This window comes from Palleronia abyssalis, from assembly GCF_900302445.1.
GTDB classification, from domain to species: Bacteria; Pseudomonadota; Alphaproteobacteria; order Rhodobacterales; family Rhodobacteraceae; genus Palleronia; species Palleronia abyssalis.
Genome location: NZ_ONZF01000009.1, coordinates 94815 through 112188, shown reverse-complemented (window position 1 = coordinate 112188; position 17374 = coordinate 94815). Strand labels below are relative to the sequence as shown.

The window sequence follows — 17374 nt, the reverse complement described above, 5'->3', positions numbered from 1 at the left end:
GCCCTATTCCTCGATCAGGCTCTTGCGGACCGCGTCGAGCAAGGGCGAGGTGAAGTAATCCACGACCCGGCGCTCCCCGGTGATGATCACGACATCGGCTGGCATGCCGGCCACCAGGCGTCCCGCAAGCTCGTCAGGGATATCCACTTCCTCGACGGCAATCCGCGCCAGGTAGTAGGGCTGTTCGTCCGGGCTTTCAGGCGTGATCACGTCATTCGAGACCGAAGCGACTTCACCCAGGATCATCGGCATCAGACGCGCCTTGAAAGCCGCCAGCCGGATCTCGGTCGACAGCCCTGGGGAGATGTTGTCGATATCGGTCGGAGAGACCTTGGCATTGATCACGAGCTTCTCGTTTTCCGGGACGAGCTCCATCAAATCGTCCCCGGGCCGGACGACGGAACCGACAGTGTGGACTTTCAGGTTCTGGATCGACCCGTCGCCGGGTGAGCGAATTTCCGTACGCTGCAGGACGTCTCTGGCCACCTTTTCCCGCTCGAGGAGTTCGGTCAACTCCGCGCGGACCGTCTCAAGCTCGTTGCTGGCGCGCTCGCGGTATTCCTGTTCGACCTGCAGGGCCTGCATCTCGGTTTCGCTGATCACGTTCTTGGCCTGGGCGATCTCGGAAATCACCTTGCCGAGATTGGCCTCGATCTGGATCAGCTCGTCCTCCCTCTGGCTCAGAAGGTTCGTCTCCACGAGACCGCGTTCGTTGCCGCCCCGCATCCGCTCCAGCATTTCGGTGAAATTCGCGGTCCGCTTTTCGAGGGCCGTCTTCTGCTGGGTCAGCCCTTGGATCTGCTCGCGGGTCTGGCCTACCCGGCTGTTGAGGATGTCGACTTGGGAGCGCAGGATGGAGCGGCGATCCTCGAAAAGGCCGTTCTGATCTGCCACGATCGCAGCCAGGTCGGGCCGCAAATCCTCGCCCACATAGGCCTCGGGATAGGTGATCGCGTCGTGCATGTCACGCTCGGCCAGAAGGCGGGCTTCGACGATTTCGGCGACGGCGATCCGGTTCGATAGAACCCCGAGATTGGAGCGGGACTCGACATCGCTAAGCCGCAGAAGCACTTGTCCCTGCTCGACCGTATCCGCCTCGTCGACGAGAATGTCCTCGACGATACCCCCTTCGAAATGCTGGATGACCTTCCGGTTGCCATCGAGGGCAATACTGCCGGGCGCCACGACGGCGCTGTCGATCTTCGCCACCGTGGCCCATCCCCCGATCCCGCCGAAGGTGAGAAAGATGATCGTGAAGCCCAGGATCATGATGGGCCGGGTCGACATGTTCTTTGCCATGTTAAAAAACCTACTCGCTCGCGTGCGAAAATCGGACTCAGTTCGGCGCGGAATGCGGTGTGGCCATCGGAACGACCGCCGCGCCGGACCGGGCCGCCGCCGGCTTCTGCTGAGCCGGGGTCTCGAACATCTCGCGGGTGGGACCGAACTTGTTCACCGTCCCGTCCTTGAGAACCAGGGTCTTGTCGGTCAGCGACAAGAGGCCGGTCTTGTGCGTGACCAGGACGACGGTCGTTCCCATCTGCTTGAGCTTCTGGATGCAGGCGGTCAACGCCTTTTCGCCGGGACTGTCGAGATTGGAGTTCGGCTCGTCGAGGACAACGAGGCAGGGGCCCCCGAACACGGCACGGGCGAGACCAATGCGCTGGCGCTGGCCGCCGGAGAGGTTCTGCCCGTTATCGCCGACATCCGTCTCGTAGCCTTCCGGCAGGGACTGGATCATCTCATGCGCCCCCGACAGCGTGGCTGCGGCAACAATATCGGCATCCGTCGCTCCGACGCGGAACCGGCTGATATTCTCGGCGACGCTACCGCGGAACAGTTTCACATCCTGGGGCAGATAGCCCATGTGGCGGCCGAGCTGCTCGGGAACCCAGTGCTGCAATTCCGTGCCGTCAAGACGGACCGCACCCGAGACCGGCTGCGATGCCCCCACCAGATGGCGCACGAGCGTGGACTTGCCCGACCCGCTCGGACCGATCATGGCCATCACCTCCCCGGCGCCCAGAGAAAAGTTCACGCCCTTGAGAAGGGAGGTCCGGGTTCCGGGTACGGTCGCGAAGACCTTGTCGGCCACCAGCTGACCTTTTGGGCTGGGTAGTTCGGTGCGCTCTTCTTCGTCGGCGACCGAGGCGAAGAGTTGCTTCAGACGGGCATGGGCCTGCCGTGCGCCTACAAACTGCTTCCACTGCCCCACCGCCTGTTCCACGGGTGCGAGGGCGCGTCCCATCACGATGGAGGCGGCGATCATGATCCCGGGCGAAATATGACGACCCAGGGCGAGATACGCACCGACCCCCAGGATCGCGATCTGCAGGCTCATGCGAATGAACTTCGAGGCCGACATCACGATGCCGGCGCGGTTCGAGGCCCGGGCCTGGTGGGCCAGCATGTTCTCGTGCTGGACGAGCCAGCGGTCCGTGAGGGCACGCTCCATGCCGAGCGCCCGGATGACTTCCGCGTTCTGCATGGTGGTCTGCACGAAATGCGACGCGCCCTGGCCCGCTTGGCCGGCTTCCTTCAGGGCCCCGCGCGTGGTGAACTCGTTGGCCAGTGCGAGCGCGAAGATGAGAATTGCCCCGGTGGTGGCCACGAGGCCCAGAAGTGGATGGAAGGCAAAGCAGAGCGCCAGGAACAGGGGCACCCAAGGCGCATCGAAGAAGGCGAGAATGCCTTGTCCGGTCATGAACTCGCGGACCTTGTCGACATCGCTCAGGGCCATATGCGCCGATCCGCCGGGCTGCGCGGTCTGTCGACGGACCACCTTGCCAAAGGTGTCGTTGGCCAACACGTCATCGAATTGCAGGCCCGCCCGGACGAGCAGCCGTGAGCGGGTGAATTCGAGCAGGCCGTAGGAGACGAGGAGGCCGATTGCAATCACGGTGATCGCCACGAGTGTGTACTCGTTCCGGCTCGAGAGAACCCGGTCGTAGATCTGCAGCATGTAGAGCGGGCCGACGAACATCAGAAGGTTGATGAAAAAGCTGAAGACGATCGTCGCCAGAAGCGTCGTACGGAACCGGCCATAGGCCGCATCGAGGGACGTCTTCTTTTGCATCGCGTATGTCACCTTGAAAGGAACTGCCGGTCCATATCCGGGCGTAACACAGCTTGCACGGCGCTTCACCACCGGATCGCACGACTTCACCGCAAAATGGGGCCTATACGGAGAATTTCCGCGCAAATCCTTCTGCTGCGATCGGGGGAGGGGGTCTCGCCCTTGGGCATGGACGTTTGTTCAGTAGGGGATGGTTTCGCCGGGTGCCCCATCAGTATGGGAATTGCAGGGGCGGCCTTGCCCTTTCATGGAAGCCGTTGCGGTCACGCAGAGTGCGCAGCGGCACGGCGTGATCCCCCAGTCAGTCACACGCTGAAACAGCAAAAAAGGCCTGGGTCACCAGCAAGCCCCTTACCAGATGCTTCGGTTGGCCGCACAGTGGCCAACTTATCCCTTGGGGGCTTGGTCTATCGATGCCCTGTGAAGCCGTTATGCCGATTGCTGCTGTTGGGCCAAGGAGCCGTCTAGATCCGTCTGAGCCCGGAAGTGCTTCGTCACTTCAAGGCCGACGGTCTTGGCTGGCAACGCCGCATTGACGCGGCTGAAGAAGCCGGCCGGGGTCTAGAACCCTCAGCACATCTCGCTGCGTCATATGATGTCGTCGAGCCTCTTGCGGGCCTGAGGCATCAAATCCAGCGAAGCCGATATCCCGCTGCGCCAAGTTGGTCCTCGCCGCATTGCCTCCTCGTATGCATCGGCAAGTTCGTCAGGCCTTTCTTCACTTAGGACTTCAATAAGCAGATCTGCTTGCGCTCTGTCTTTCCGGGCCTTCAATCTGCTCGGATCGCTCCGACGTCGATCCGCGACGATCAGCTTGTGAATGGCAAAGCGCTCCGGTCTCGGAACCTGCACAAGCGACCCCGAGCGGTAGAGGAGTGGTGTCTGGATCGGTTCGGCGATCAGGAAGTTGAGGTGATGCAGGCTCTGTGCGCTGACACCGAAAGCAGGGAGATCTCGGATTCCCTCATCTTCCTCGAAGGACGGCGTGAGGAACTCGACCAGCGTGGCCCGATCCGTCTGCTGCCAGCGCCAGACCTTGTTGTTCTCAAGCGAGGGGCCGGGGGCGAACTTCAATTGCGAGAAGACCTCCGAAAGGTGGTCCTGTACGGTATCTCCCAAGGCGATCGACAGTCGCTCGAAACTGGCAATGTCGATATCATCGGTGACTGCCGAGCTGCCAAACCCGATCCGGATCCCGAGATCTCCTTCATAAAGCCGGAAGGCCTGCGTGCCGACCAGGGTGCCGCCCAGTCGAAAGACACCAGCGCGCTCCATTGCCGACACCACTTGTCCGGTCTGAGCGTCGGCCATTAAGTATCCCTCGGCCCGAAGCACCCGCATAAGGCGGGAACGCTCCCGCTCATTCACCTTGCGCCTCACAGCCAGATCCCTCAGGCGATCGAGTCGGTCGCGGAGTGCTTTGCTGTCCTCCCCGATGTAGCGATCGACGACATCAGTCCCGATCCGATACTGGTCATACCAGTATCTTTTCTGCCCTACGGTCTTCAGCTTCGGCGACCCCCGGAGCTCGGAGACCTGGCCGTCCTTCAACATGCGCAAAAGGTCGGCCCAAGCGGCAGTACCGATGTGGCTGTGATGCGTGATCATAACTATTACCCTACAAATTTTAATTTGTAGGGTAGAGCAGGTCGAATGCCTACTCCGCGCAGTACGCGGTCCCTAACAAAAAAGAGGGCCCGAAGGCCCTCTTTCGATTCAATGTACCGAGATGACGGCGTCTTAGATATAGACGTCGAAATCGTCGGCGGTCAGCGCGGCAACGCCGGCCAGGTCCACGCCCTCGATATCGGCGACTAGGGTCGGATCGGTGGCGTCACCGGTTGCGGCATCGTAGTAGAGCTGCGCATGGCCTTCATCGTCGTTATAGACCACGAAGAAGATTTCGGCCGTGCCGGCGGCTCCGTTCGCCGCGGCGGTGATCGCGTCCTGATCGTCGAAGCTGTCGGTGAAGACCACCAGCTCCTGGTCCTGGGCGCCCGTCACCTGGCCGAAATCGGCGAGCTTGTTGAAGTCTTCCGCCGCCAGGTCGGACGCGCCACGGATGCCCGAGTCGGTCGAGTTGTCGAACGCGAGGCCTGCACCGCCCGGTGCGCCGACCGTGTCGGTATTGTTGCCCTTCAGCAGCGAGATCACGTCTTCACCGGAGGTGAAATCGGTGATCGTGTCGTCCGACGCGCCGGTCGAGAAGTGGAACTCGTCGGCACCTTCGTCGCCGGTCAGGGTGTCTTCGCCGGCGCCGCCACCGAGGATGTCGTTGCCCTCGCCGCCCATGAGCATGTCATCGCCCTGGAACCCGGTGAGCAGATCGTCCCCGGCCCCGCCGTCGATCGTGTCATCGCCCGAGTTGGTGAGGGGCAGGAACGTGTCGTCGCCCGAGCCCAGCATCACGTCGAGATCTTCACCGACATTGGACAGGTTGAAGGCGAGGTTGCCCGAGACCGAGGAGGCGTCGATCGTCTCAAGATCGCTGGCATCGGCCCGAATTTCCAGATTGCCGGACCCGGTTACCGTCAGCGTCTCGATGTCGTCGAGATCGGTGATATCGACCGCGCCCTGGCTGCCACCCATAGCATTGATTGAGGCCGCTTCGATGTCGTCGTCGTCATCGACATTGAAGAACGCCGTAGCATTGGCACCAATATTGGTGGCGAACATCAGGGTGTCGTCGTCACCGGAGACGTCGTCGTCGAGGTTGATGTCGATGGAAGAAAAACCGGTGACATCGAAGGCGCCGTAAGTAATATCGGTCGAGGCGTTGTCGAGGTCAAAGTTAGCACCGGCACCGGTGGCCCAGATCGAGGTGGTACCGCTGACTTCGGACAGATCGAGCGTATCCCCGCCGGTTTCGGCGATGTTGAGGCGCTCGACGCTGGTGATGACCGGGGCCGTACCATCGCCGAAAGCGTCGTTGGCGAGGTTCATGACGTCGGAGCCGGCGCCGCCGTCGATGACGTCATTGGTGTTGAGCGAGTTGCTCGTCACGGCCCGGAACGTGTCATCGCCGGTGGTGCCGGTGATGTTGTCGAAGGTGGGGTTGAGAAAGCCGGGTGCGGTCAGCGTGAAGGTCTGGCCGTCGGTCGGCACGGAGTTGGGGTCGGCGGCGAAGTCGTCGATCTGCTCCATGGCAGCCGCGACGGTGTCTTCGTCGTCGGTCACGCCGTCGAAGATCGTCTCGGCCAGCGCGTTGGCCTGCTCGTTGGTGTCCTCGTCGAAGACGACGATGCCGAGACCGGCCAGCGTCTGGGCGAAGTCGACGCCGACGTCGATCTTGTTGAGCACGACATCACGGTCTTCGTTCTGGGCGCCGTTGATGATGCTCAGAATGATCTGGCCGAGATCGTCGGGGTTCGACATCAGCTCGTTGGACCAGTACTGCAGGCCCTCGTCATCGGCATCGACGTCGCGGTTGAACAGGTTCTGGTAGATCGACTGCAGGAACGAGGTCGAGTTGGCGACGTTCGGGACCGCGAGATAGGGGTACTCGGAGGTCGCTTCGGGCTGGACCGAGAAGGACAGCGCGATTTCGGCCAGCGACATGCCGGCGTTCAGGCGGCCAGACCAGTACTCAAGTCCGGCCGGATCGGGGGCGCGGTCGAAATAGCCGACATAGAGGGCGGTGATCGCCTCCTGCGGGTTCAGTTCCGAAAGATCGATAGCCATGGATATCTCCTGTTAGACGGGCCGTGGAAGCCCTTTGTAACCTTGTGCCTGCACACACCGACATGACGAACACCATGCCGTTGCCCGCAAGCCGGGTGGGCCTTGCCTAAAGAACGCCCCCCCGACTGCCAAGGGCATGGTATAGTGAAATGCATACCTCTCCAGCCCCTGTGGGGCTTTCGCATCAGCAAAGGCACGTATCGGCAAGAGATTGCTCAAGGATCCCGGAACGCCCCTATTGCTCACGGCGCCCCGGAAGAGGGGGTTTCGCCCGCATGGCGATGCCCTGGCCGAAACAAAAAAGAGGGCCCGGAGGCCCTCTTTTCATTCGATGTTCCGAGATGACGGCGTCTTAGATGTAGACGTCGAAATCGTCGGCAGTCAGCGCGGCGACACCGGCCAGGTCGACGCCTTCGATATCGGCGATCAGGTCCGGATCGTTGCCGTCGGTCGTGTCATCGTAATAGAGCTGCGCGTTGCCTTCATCATCGTTGTGAACCACGAAGAAGTACTCGGCGATAGCACCGACGCCGTTCGCCGCGGCGGTGATTTCAGCCTGATCGTCGAAGCTGTCGGTGAAGACCACCAGCTCCTGGTCCTGGGCGCCCGTCACCTGGCCGAAATCGGCGAGCTTGTTGAAGTCTTCCGCCGCCAGGTCGGACGCGCCACGGATGCCCGAGTCGGTCGAGTTGTCGAACGCGAGGCCGTTTCCGCCAGCATCCTTCAGCAGCGAGATCACGTCTTCACCGGAGGTGAAATCGGTGATCGTGTCTTCCGAAGCCGTGATGTCGAAATGGAACTCGTCCGCACCTTCGTCGCCGGTCAGGGTGTCTTCGCCCGCGCCGCCCGCGAGGATATCGTTGCCCTCGCCGCCCATGACTTCGTCGTCACCGTCGCCGCCGACCAGAAGGTCGTCGCCGGCGCCGCCGTCGATCGTGTCATCGCCGGTCGCGCCGGTGTTGAACGTATCATCGCCCGAACCCAGCATCACGTTGAGGTCTTCCCCAAAGGTGATGATGTCGAACTCGAGATTACCCGAGGCGGCGGAGGCGTCGATCGTCTCAAGATCGCTGGCATCAGCCTCGATATCGAGATTGCCCGATCCCGTCACCGTCAGCGTTTCGATGTCGTTGAGATCATCGATGTTGATGGTGCCTGCGCTGCTGCCCACGGCATTGATCGACACCGCTTCGATGTCGTCGTCGTCATCGGTCCGGAAGACCGCCGTGACGCCGGCTCCGATATTGCTGACAGCCAGCATCAGCGTGTCGTCGTCACCGGAGACGTCGTCGTCGAGGTCGATGTCAACAAACGTGTTCGAGGTTGTGTTGAACGCGCCGTAAGTGATGTCGGTCGAGGCGTTGTCGAGGTTGAAATCGGCATCGCCAGTCGCCCAGATCGAAGTGGTGCCGTCGACTTCCTCGAGATCGAGCGTATCGTTATCGTCCTCGGCGATGTTGAGGCGCTCAACGCTGGTGATGATCGGGGCCGTACCATCGCTGAAAGCATCGTCGGCGAGGTTCATGACGTCGGAGCCGGCGCCGCCGTCGATGACGTCATTGGTGTTGAGCGAGTTGTTCGTCACAGCCCGGAACGTGTCATCGCCGGTGGTGCCCGTGATGTCGTCGAAGGTGGGGTTGAGAACGCCGGGTGCGGTCAGCGTGAAGGTTTGGCCGTCGGTCGGCACGGAGTTGGGGTCGGCGGCGAAGTCGTCGATCTGCTCCATGGCAGCCGCGACGGTGTCTTCGTCGTCGGTCACGCCGTCGAAGATCGTCTCGGCCAGCGCGTTGGCCTGCTCGTTGGTGTCCTCGTCGAAGACGACGATGCCGAGACCGGCCAGCGTCTGGGCGAAGTCGACGCCGACGTCGATCTTGTTGAGCACGACATCACGGTCTTCGTTCTGGGCGCCGTTGATGATGCTCAGAATGATCTGGCCGAGATCGTCGGGGTTCGACATCAGCTCGTTGGACCAGTACTGCAGGCCCTCGTCATCGGCATCGACGTCGCGGTTGAACAGGTTCTGGTAGATCGACTGCAGGAACGAGGTCGAGTTGGCGACGTTCGGGACCGCGAGATAGGGGTACTCGGAGGTCGCTTCGGGCTGGACCGAGAAGGACAGCGCGATTTCGGCCAGCGACATGCCGGCGTTCAGGCGGCCAGACCAGTACTCAAGTCCGGCCGGATCGGGGGCGCGGTCGAAATAGCCGACATAGAGGGCGGTGATCGCCTCCTGCGGGTTCAGTTCCGAAAGATCGATAGCCATGGATATCTCCTGTTAGACGGACCACGCGGCCCGTGGCATAACCTTGCGCCCACGTACGCCGGCACGACAGATGCCATGGCCTCGCCCGCGGACCGGTACCTAGTCCATAAAGACGCATCCCCGGCCTGCCAAGAAAAATTGTATAGTGAAGTGCATACCCCGCCGGATTTTCCCGGAGTTTTCCCAATCAGTGCAGGAAGAACATCGGCGCTGATCCGCTCAAGGCGATGACCCGGGGTCGGCTCGGATCAGCCGCCCTCCCTGTGAATGGCCTGGAGCTGGCGCCAGAGACGCGGGCCCAGGACCGGATAGGCATGGGCCCGGCACCACGCCCGCGCTCGTGCCTGTCGCGCAAGGACCGGCGTGTCCTGCGCGCCGTTTCCCACGGCCGTCGCGATATCCAAGAGGCCGACTGCCATTGTCTCGGGTGACACGCCTGGCAAGGGGGTGACGAGGTCGGCCACGTCGTCGAAGATTGGCAAGGGCGAGACCGCAATCGGACGGTCGGCCGCGAGGGCGAGCCGAATGGCGCCCGACGCGCTTTCCTGGGTCGGTCGATAGGGGAAGACCAGAATATCTGCCGCGGCGAGCTCTGCGAGACTGTCCCTGTCGGACAGGAAATCACTCACGAGATGGACATGCGGCTCGAGGCCCTGCGCCGCGATCCGGGCTGAGACCTCCGCCTTCGTTCGGGCGGAGACGGGGGCAGGATAATCGGCGTTGACCATGCGCAGCTTTGCGTCCCATCCGGCTTGCCGCAAAAGCGCCAGCGTATCGACAAGCTCCGGCAGGCCTTTCTGGGGTAGCATGAAGCCATAGCTGGCCAGGACGAGAGAGGCCGCGGTCCGCCCGCGCTCGGGGGCGCGCGGAGCCGCAGGCTGCACGACCCCGTGCGGGAAGAGAGCCACGTTCTTCTCGACACCGATCGCTTTCAGCCGGTTCAGGTCATGAACGGAATGAACGAGTACGCGGTTTGCAGATCGCAAGGCGCTTGTCAGCCGTCCCAACCGGCGGGTCAGAGGCAAGCCCGTATCATCTGTGGCATGCATCATGGCCACGACGGTCCGTCCAGCCCGCCTGGAGCGATGGATCAGCCGCTCGAGATGGGGCAGGGAGAAAAACCCGAAATTGAACTGGATGACGAGGATTTCGGGATCGACCGTTGCGATGGCGCGATCGAGATCCGACAGGTCATCCATGCCGTCCTGGGACCAGCAGCGGATCGTCCGGTCATCCTCGGGGCCGGGGCGATCGGCGGTATGGGCCGCGAAAACCGTGATATGGTCGGGCATTTCGGCAATCAGATGCGCCGAATAGGTCGCGATCCCGCATCGCGCGTTAAAGGTACTGATCCAGCCGATCCGGGCGGGAGGACGCGGCGCCGTTTCGACAATATGGCGCAAGGCGGCGCGGCTCTTCTCGGCCACGCGGCTCCAGGTGTACTCGGCTCTGACCATCTCGCCGGCTCGCGCCACGGTGTCGGCATCCGGGGGGCCGGCGTCGCAAGCCGCGCGCATCCTTGCCGCCAGGTCCTCCCGGTCGGGCTCGGCCCAGACACTGTCCCAGGCCCCGAGGTGACTTTCGGCCGGTGCAAAACTGTAATCGCAGAAGCTGACGAGGGGATTGCCGGCAAAAGCCGTCTGACCGCTCCAGCCCGTGGTGATGACCGGTGTGCCGGCCAGAACCGCCTCGGCCACGGGCAGGCAGAATCCCTCCGCCCGGGAAGGTACGACGAGGCAGTCGACCTCGGCATAGAGCTGTCGCATCTGTCCTGCGGGAAGTTCGTCCTCAATGATTTTGATCGGTGGGCAGTCCGGAACACGGGTTTTCAGCGCGTCGACAAGGGTGCGGATAGTGTTGTGCGGATTGGGATGGGTCTTGATGAGCAGAGCCGCATCCTGGGTGCCCGCAAAGGCCTGCGCGAAGGCTTCGATCAGCACATCGGCGCCCTTGCGGGGAAAGCACGTCGAGACATGCAGGAACCGGACCGCCCCGTCGGGCCAGTACCCCTCCGGCAATGGCTCCGGGGGGACCTGCTCGAGGTGATCAACGCCGTTGCCGACGACATGAACCGGGATGGACAGACCCTGGTCGATGAAGACGCGCCGGACATGCTCGGAGGTGACAAGGGCTCCGTCGAGATAGGTCTCGAAATCATGGGTAAACGGGGCAGGTAGCCCGGTTTCCTCCCAGGCGTAGCCATGCAGGATGGCATAGGGGCTGGCGATGTCGTCCACACGGGGCGGGAACATGTTACGACTGGTTACGAACGGCGCCGGCCGCTCGGGATCGCGCCCCCGAGCGTGCAGGCGTGCCAGATCGGGCGTGCTGTTCAAGAGATCGGGGTCCGGGTCGAACGGCCCCGGGCCTTCGGCGGAGACCAAGGCAAGGTCCACGCCCTGCTCTGCGAGCGCGCGCGCGGTCTCGCGGTTCACCACCGCCAGGCTGTAGGAGCTGTCGAACGGGCCTTCCAGCTGCCAGGGCAGGGGGGCGGGCAACGTGCGGGGCCGGGTGGCCCGGAGAAGCGCGCGTCGCAGATCGTCGATGGCCGCCGCCGCCCGGTCAAGATCGTCTTCATCCGGGGCCCCGGCGGCGTCGAGCGTGCGCAAACGCGTAACGAGCTCGACCTCTATCCGATCGGGATCGGGCAGGGGGCCTGTATCTTCGCAGGCCGCGGCGGCGAGATGATCGAGAATACGGTCCGCCCAATCAGCGTCCCGGAGGGACGCGGTGCGGGACCGCTGCGCGGTTGCAAGATCGGCGCGTGCCGCGGGGTCTGCAAGCATCCCCTCCAGGGCCTGGGCGAGGTCGGGCTCTTCCGGAGATGCGCCTGGTCTCCGTCCAATCCGCTCGTCTTCGGGAAAGGGGCCAAGGACCGGGGTTCCCGCGCGAATGGCTTCCAGTGCGAAGCGGCCATCGCCCGGAGCCGGCGCGATCGCGATCTCGGCAAGACCGTAGAGGATCGGCCATTCTGCCTCCGGCAGGGTGGCGCATCTGCGGATGCGGCCCGGTGCGACCGCCGGGAGGGCGGCCTCCTTCCCGGGATCGCGCAGGATCAGATCGACCTGTCCGCGCAATCCCTCTGGCAGGGCTGCGTAGGCCTCGAGAATACGCGGCGCCGGGGCGGTCGCCAGGATATAGGGCCTGTCGAGGTGGTGACGGTCACGCCAGGCCGCCATGTCGCGGATGGCAAGATCAGGGGGCGCAAAGCTTGGAGCCGCTCCAGGCGGGACCACGACGACGCAATCCGCCGGGAAGACCTGCGACGCCTCCCGTCCGAGCGCCTCCGAAGGCGCGATGAGACAGGCATAGGGCCGCGCCGTGTTCGCGGCCATTGGCCCCGGCAAGACTCCGATCACGGGAAGATCGCCCGGAGGTCCGGAGATATCCGACACGGGCATCCGCAGGACCGCCGCGGGCGCGAGACCGGCGATCATCGCGTCATGCAAGGCCGTTGAGGTCGCCGCCCGCCAAGGTCCCCCCCGCCGATCCGGCTCCACGCCAGGCAGGGTGGAAACCACGTGCAGGCGGTTCTGGCTGACCTGCTTTGCAAAACGGCGCTGCAGATCCGGGAGGACCCGGCGGACTGATGCCGCGACCAGAAGGTGCAGATCCAGACCGCGTCTTTCCCCTTCTGCGAGAAGCGCCTCGATATCGCGCAACCGATCGGGGGGCGGGCTGCTTTCGCCTACCTGCAAATCGATCACGATCCGCGTCATTCGGCCAGACGCTCCCGAAGCGCCTGCATCCGTGTCGAGAGCGGCTGCAAGGGGGCGGACGGAGATGGCCGCTCCGGCACGGAAAGGGGAGAGACGGCCGGAAGATCGGTCCCCGGGGCATCGGCGTCTGCCGCATCGGGGTCGGTCTTCCGGCCGGCCCGGCGGTCGTGCAGCCATTTGCGCAGCCCCCTCCGTCGCGTCAGGTGGCGCAAGCTCTCGATTTCCTGGCGCTGAGCAGCCTGGAGGGCCTCGAGCTCCGTAACCCGGCGCTCGAGGCGCAAGGTCCGCTCCTCCGCCGCCTGGCGTGTGGACATGTGAATGGCGTCGAGCTGGCTCAACCGGTCCAGCAAATAGGCGTCGAACCGGGTCGGATGCAGATCCTCCAAAGACGGGGCTGCTGCGAAGGCGGCGTGGAAGCGGTCGAAGGCCGCCCCTTTGGCATCGGTCTGCAGGACGAGCGTCACATTCGCAGGGCTGGTCCCCCAGGGATCGTCCGCCAAGCTACCACTTCGGACGATCTTGAGGCGGCCGGGGTTTTCGGCGCGAAGGCGTTCGAAGAGATCGGTGGCCCGCGTCCGCGCTGGCGGAGCATCGGGATGCTCGACATCCGCACCCCCGAGGATCAGGAGGCCTCCCGGACGCAGGACCCGCAGCATATGGGGCAGCAAGGCGTCGATCCCGGCCGGATCGTGGCGCGTCAGTACTTCAAACCCCGACAAGACCGCCAAGCTCCCCTCTGTGAGCTCCGACAGGTGGAACGACATGTCTTCGGCAACGGCGAAGCCTGCGTTTTGCGCTTCTTCGCGCAAGGTCGGATCGATCTCACTGCCTTCCACGTCGAAGCCTGCGGCGGACAACAGCTGCAACCATCCCCCGGCACCGCAATCGAGATCGAGCGCCCGCGGCAGGAGATCGATCTCGCGCCAGGGCAGGACGAAGGGCAGGAACCTGGCCCGGCGGGTTTCGGCATCGGCAGCCGACAGGCGCGGAAGCGGTGGCGTCATGTCTCTTGCGCGACCTCCCGGGCCCGAGCTGGCGATTTCATGTCACTCTCCGAGGGAGCCTCTTTCTTGTCAAACCGTCTGCGCCGATCGTGTTCCTGGGGCGGAGCCGTCCCGCCGGGCGCCCCGGAATACGCGAGCCACAGAACGAAAAGGGCCACGATCCAAGGCAGGTGCCCGATGGCAAATTTCCGGATGATCTCGAAATCCGGACCCAGCAGATCTCCCCCCCGGGGGACCGGAACACTCTGGTAGACAAGCAACAGCCCCAGAAGCGCGGGGATTTGCAACCACATCGACCGCGTCGAGATGATCAGGAAGATCGCGCCGGCCTGCACGACCCAGGCATCGTAGATTTTCAGGCGCGGGTTCGCGAGGACCGCGACCAGGATCGCGGCCACGAGGATCGTCTCCGCGGAGGACGCCGTGCTGCGGCGCCAGACCAGGACGAGGCCCGCGCCGAAGCCGACGATCGTGGTGTGCAACGCCAGCGCCAAGGCGGGATACGGGGTGATCAATGCGGCAAAGGCATAAAGGCCGAACCCCACATCGCCCGTGACATAGCCCGGGTCTCCCTGGAAGACCTGGGCTCTCAAGGACCCGAGAAACGCGCCGGAGCGCTCGGGGAAGAGCCAGGCCTGGACCGCCCAGACGGCCAGGGACGCCGCGATGATTATCAGAGCTTTGAGAGCCAGGGGACGGGTCATCCCGATCGCAAGGAGTGGGACGGCCGCATAGGCCAAAAAATAAGGTTTCAGGAGGGACAGCAGGAACACCGTGATCCAGAAGGCGGGGCCCGGTGCCGCGGGCCATCGTACCAGTAAGAGCCAGATCAGGACGATATGGGCGAACAGGGTCAGGTTGCCGGTGGCGACCGAGCGGATGAACGTGTCGTCCATACCGAAGGTAAGACCGGCGAAGAGGACCAGGCACAAGGCGATCTTGCGCATCGGAGCGGTCAGCAAAAGGACGAGCGCGGCTGCATAAAAGCCCAGGAGGAGGGGAACGAGCGCGGCCCCGAGCGCCGTCATGGCCGACAGGACGATCGGGGGGTAGACGTAGCGCAGGCCGTCTAGGTCCCCATAGGCATTGCCGCCCCCCGCATGGACCCGCACCGCCTCGGTATAGACCCCGAGATCCCAGAAGAAATCGATCCCGAGATAGGCCTCGACACGTTCTGCCAAGGCGAGCAAGCCCAGGGCCGCAAGCCCGCCCCAGATCAGGACAGGTCCGAACACCCGCCAGTCCGCCACCCAGCCGCGCGGGCTCACAGGGCCTCCTCCCCGGCCGGCCAGGGGCGGTCCTCGAGATAGACGGGCCGCACGCAGCGCAGGCGCGGCGGGCCGGCTTTCCGGGCCAGGCAGAAGATCGTCTCACCTCGATGATCCTCGGGAAATCCCGGGATCGGCACGTAGGACGGCAGGATACCGTAATCGCGGGTCAGGATCGTCTCGGATTTGAAACCTGCCGCGGTGAGCAGCGTCTCGAGGTCGTCGACCAGGTATTCGCGGGCATGGATATGGTTTTCGCGGTTCGGCGCGTCCGGCGTGGCATAAACCGGCCAGCGGTTGGACGGGCGGTGCTGGAGCGCTTGGTATATGGCGAACCAGGACGCCGCGTTGGGCGTGCTTACCAAAAGAACGCCTCCCGGTCGCAGCACGCGGTTCACTTCTGCCAGGCAGAAGAGCGGGTCGAAGGTGAAATGCTCGATGACCTCGCACAAGGTCACCGCATCCATGCTGTCACCGGGGCGCGGCAGCGGATCGCGCTCGTAATCGATGGCAAGGATCTCGACGGTCTCGATTTGCCAGTCCTTGAGGCGGGAGAGAGGCAGGCTGTAAAGCGACGGGCCACCAATATCGAGAAGCCTGCCCGGGCCCTTCGGCAAAAGGGCGTAACTTTGCAGGTGCCGGACCAGATGGGCGCTCATGTGGTCCTGTTCGGTGTCGGGAGCTGCGGCGATCTCGGTCTCGATAAGATCGCGCGCCGCGTTCATGTCGGGGCGTTCCGCGCAGAGATCGTCAAGAAGACTCGCCCTGTGCGTCTCGGTCCCCTCGCCGGGAGGAAAGACCCAACCGGGCTGCCAGGATTGGGCAGCCGGCGGGGCATCCCGGGTCGGCTGGCGCCCTTTCTTCAACCGGGGGCGCAGACGATCCGTCCATGTCTTGCGTGATCGGCCCAAAACTATCTCCCATTCTGCTCGAAAGTGCCCGAAATTCCGGAATTTTGCGACATACCAGCCGCGCTCGAGGCGCCAAGGGACAAGAAAGGTTTCAAGCTCGCCCATTTCATGGAAAAAAGGACATGTTCCGCAAAACCGCAAGCGGCAGGTCATCTCTCGTGTACGCTATCGCAGCCCAGTTCTGCCTCGATGCCCCTGCCTGTCGCCTCGGGCCCGGCCCATGACCGGGTCGGGGTCCCTCATGCCGGATCGGCACGGCGGCGATTTCTTTATCGCCGATATCTTCGGGGCGTCTCCCAAGGATGATCTGGGGTCGATGGAACATCCCATCTTCTCGCTGGCGACCCGGCCGGACCGGCGCATCCTGCAATATACGCATAATGGTACGGAGATCACGGTCACGCCGTCGGTCCGGGGGCGGGCAACGCTGTTCGACAAGGACATCATCATCTACTGCGTCAGCCAGCTTGTCGCGGCGCTGAATGCGGGGCGGGAGATTTCCCGGACCTTGCGATTGACGGCCCACGATCTTCTTGTCGCGACGAACAGGGATACGTCCGGAGACGGCTACGTTCGGCTGCGCGAGGCGTTCGAGCGCCTGGCCGGAACCCGGATCACCACGAATATCGAGACCGGCGGCATCGAGACCACGCGCGGGTTCGGCTTGATCGAAGCCTGGGAGATCGTACGCCGGACCCGGGGCGGGCGCATGATCTCTGTCTCCGTCACCTTGTCCGAATGGCTCTATCGCGCGGTTCTGGCCCGGTCCGTCCTGACATTGTCGCGCGACTATTTCCGGCTCAGAAAACCCCTGGAGCGCCGCCTTTACGAACTCGTGCGCAAACATTGCGGTCGGCAGGCCTCCTGGACGGTCAGCGTCACCGTCCTGCACAAGAAATCGGGAAGCACTGCGCCCTTGCGGGTTTTCCGGGCGAATGTGCGCAAGATGCTGGAAAAGGGCTTGCCCGATTACGCTCTCGTCGAGGAGCCCGGCGATCTGATCCGGTTCGAGCGCATCCGTGTCATCGACGATGCCGTGCCGCGCTTCGGCCCAGATATTCTCGACGAGATCCGCATGATCGCGCCGGGATGGGATGTCTACGCCCTCGAGGCGGAATGGCGGGCCTGGGCCACGGAGACGGGCGCCCGGCTTTCCAAGCCCGATCGGGCCTTCGTGGCTTGGGTAAAGGGCCGCATCACCCGGTAAGAGCTCTCAAGAGCAGGCTACGGCTTGATATCCCGAGGCAAGGCAAAAATCCGGAATTTGAGATATTGACCTGACCCGCGGCCATGTCCGCCATTGATGATGTGGATGCGCAATTCCCACGGTCTCGCCAAAGGCCAGGTTGCGGCGCGCGGTATGGCGCCAGCTCCGCATCTTGGCCGCGACGTCCTGTGCTTCGCGCCCCACGGCATCGACGTAGATCGCCGTGGGGCGCGAAGCGCAGCGTG

The 17374-nt window shown here is 63.7% G+C and carries 10 protein-coding genes and 1 pseudogene; 2 read left to right on the top strand and 9 right to left on the bottom strand.

The annotated features are described in order from the left end of the window. Positions 1-3 precede the first annotated feature (3 nt). On the bottom strand, positions 4-1299 hold the full coding sequence (locus PAA8504_RS16445; RefSeq protein WP_108895293.1) for an HlyD family type I secretion periplasmic adaptor subunit: 1296 nt from the start codon (positions 1297-1299) through the stop codon (positions 4-6). Positions 1300-1336: 37 nt separating this feature from the next. Beyond that, entirely contained in the window at positions 1337-3076 is a 1740-nt protein-coding gene (locus PAA8504_RS16440) for a type I secretion system permease/ATPase (RefSeq protein WP_108895292.1), read from the bottom strand. Between the two features lie 468 nt (positions 3077-3544). Between PAA8504_RS16440 and PAA8504_RS22800 the strand changes: the two are divergent. After that, positions 3545-3610: pseudogene (locus tag PAA8504_RS22800) on the top strand (BrnA antitoxin family protein); the annotation flags it as partial. Between the two features lie 54 nt (positions 3611-3664). On the opposite strand, the gene PAA8504_RS16430 reads toward PAA8504_RS22800, so the two are convergent. The 7 genes from PAA8504_RS16430 to PAA8504_RS16400 form a co-directional block, all read right to left on the bottom strand. Next, positions 3665-4684, bottom strand: a complete 1020-nt coding sequence (locus PAA8504_RS16430; RefSeq protein WP_108895291.1) for a nucleotidyltransferase family protein — start codon at positions 4682-4684, stop codon at positions 3665-3667. Between the two features lie 132 nt (positions 4685-4816). Beyond that, on the bottom strand, positions 4817-6757 hold the full coding sequence (locus PAA8504_RS16425; RefSeq protein WP_108895290.1) for a DUF4214 domain-containing protein: 1941 nt from the start codon (positions 6755-6757) through the stop codon (positions 4817-4819). Between the two features lie 352 nt (positions 6758-7109). Beyond that, a complete protein-coding gene (locus PAA8504_RS16420; protein WP_108895289.1) occupies positions 7110-9020 on the bottom strand; it encodes a DUF4214 domain-containing protein in 1911 nt (636 codons plus the stop codon). Positions 9021-9268: 248 nt separating this feature from the next. After that, positions 9269-12739, bottom strand: coding sequence for a glycosyltransferase (locus tag PAA8504_RS16415; RefSeq protein WP_181375835.1), 3471 nt, complete (start codon positions 12737-12739; stop codon positions 9269-9271). After that, positions 12736-13743, bottom strand: a complete 1008-nt coding sequence (locus PAA8504_RS16410; protein ID WP_108895287.1) for a class I SAM-dependent methyltransferase — start codon at positions 13741-13743, stop codon at positions 12736-12738. The genes PAA8504_RS16415 and PAA8504_RS16410 overlap by 4 nt, the downstream gene beginning before the upstream one ends. Beyond that, complete coding sequence (locus PAA8504_RS16405) at positions 13740-15011, bottom strand: hypothetical protein (protein ID WP_108895286.1); 1272 nt, start codon at positions 15009-15011, stop codon at positions 13740-13742. The genes PAA8504_RS16410 and PAA8504_RS16405 overlap by 4 nt, the downstream gene beginning before the upstream one ends. Then, positions 15008-15736 (bottom strand): class I SAM-dependent methyltransferase, encoded by a 729-nt coding sequence (locus tag PAA8504_RS16400; protein ID WP_108895348.1) that lies wholly within the window; start codon positions 15734-15736, stop codon positions 15008-15010. Before PAA8504_RS16400 ends, PAA8504_RS16405 begins: the two co-directional genes overlap by 4 nt. Before the next feature lie 427 nt (positions 15737-16163). On the opposite strand from PAA8504_RS16400, the gene PAA8504_RS16395 reads away from it, so the two are divergent. Further along, a complete protein-coding gene (locus tag PAA8504_RS16395) occupies positions 16164-17129 on the top strand; it encodes a replication initiator protein A (protein WP_108895285.1) in 966 nt (321 codons plus the stop codon). The last annotated feature ends 245 nt before the right edge of the window (positions 17130-17374 follow it).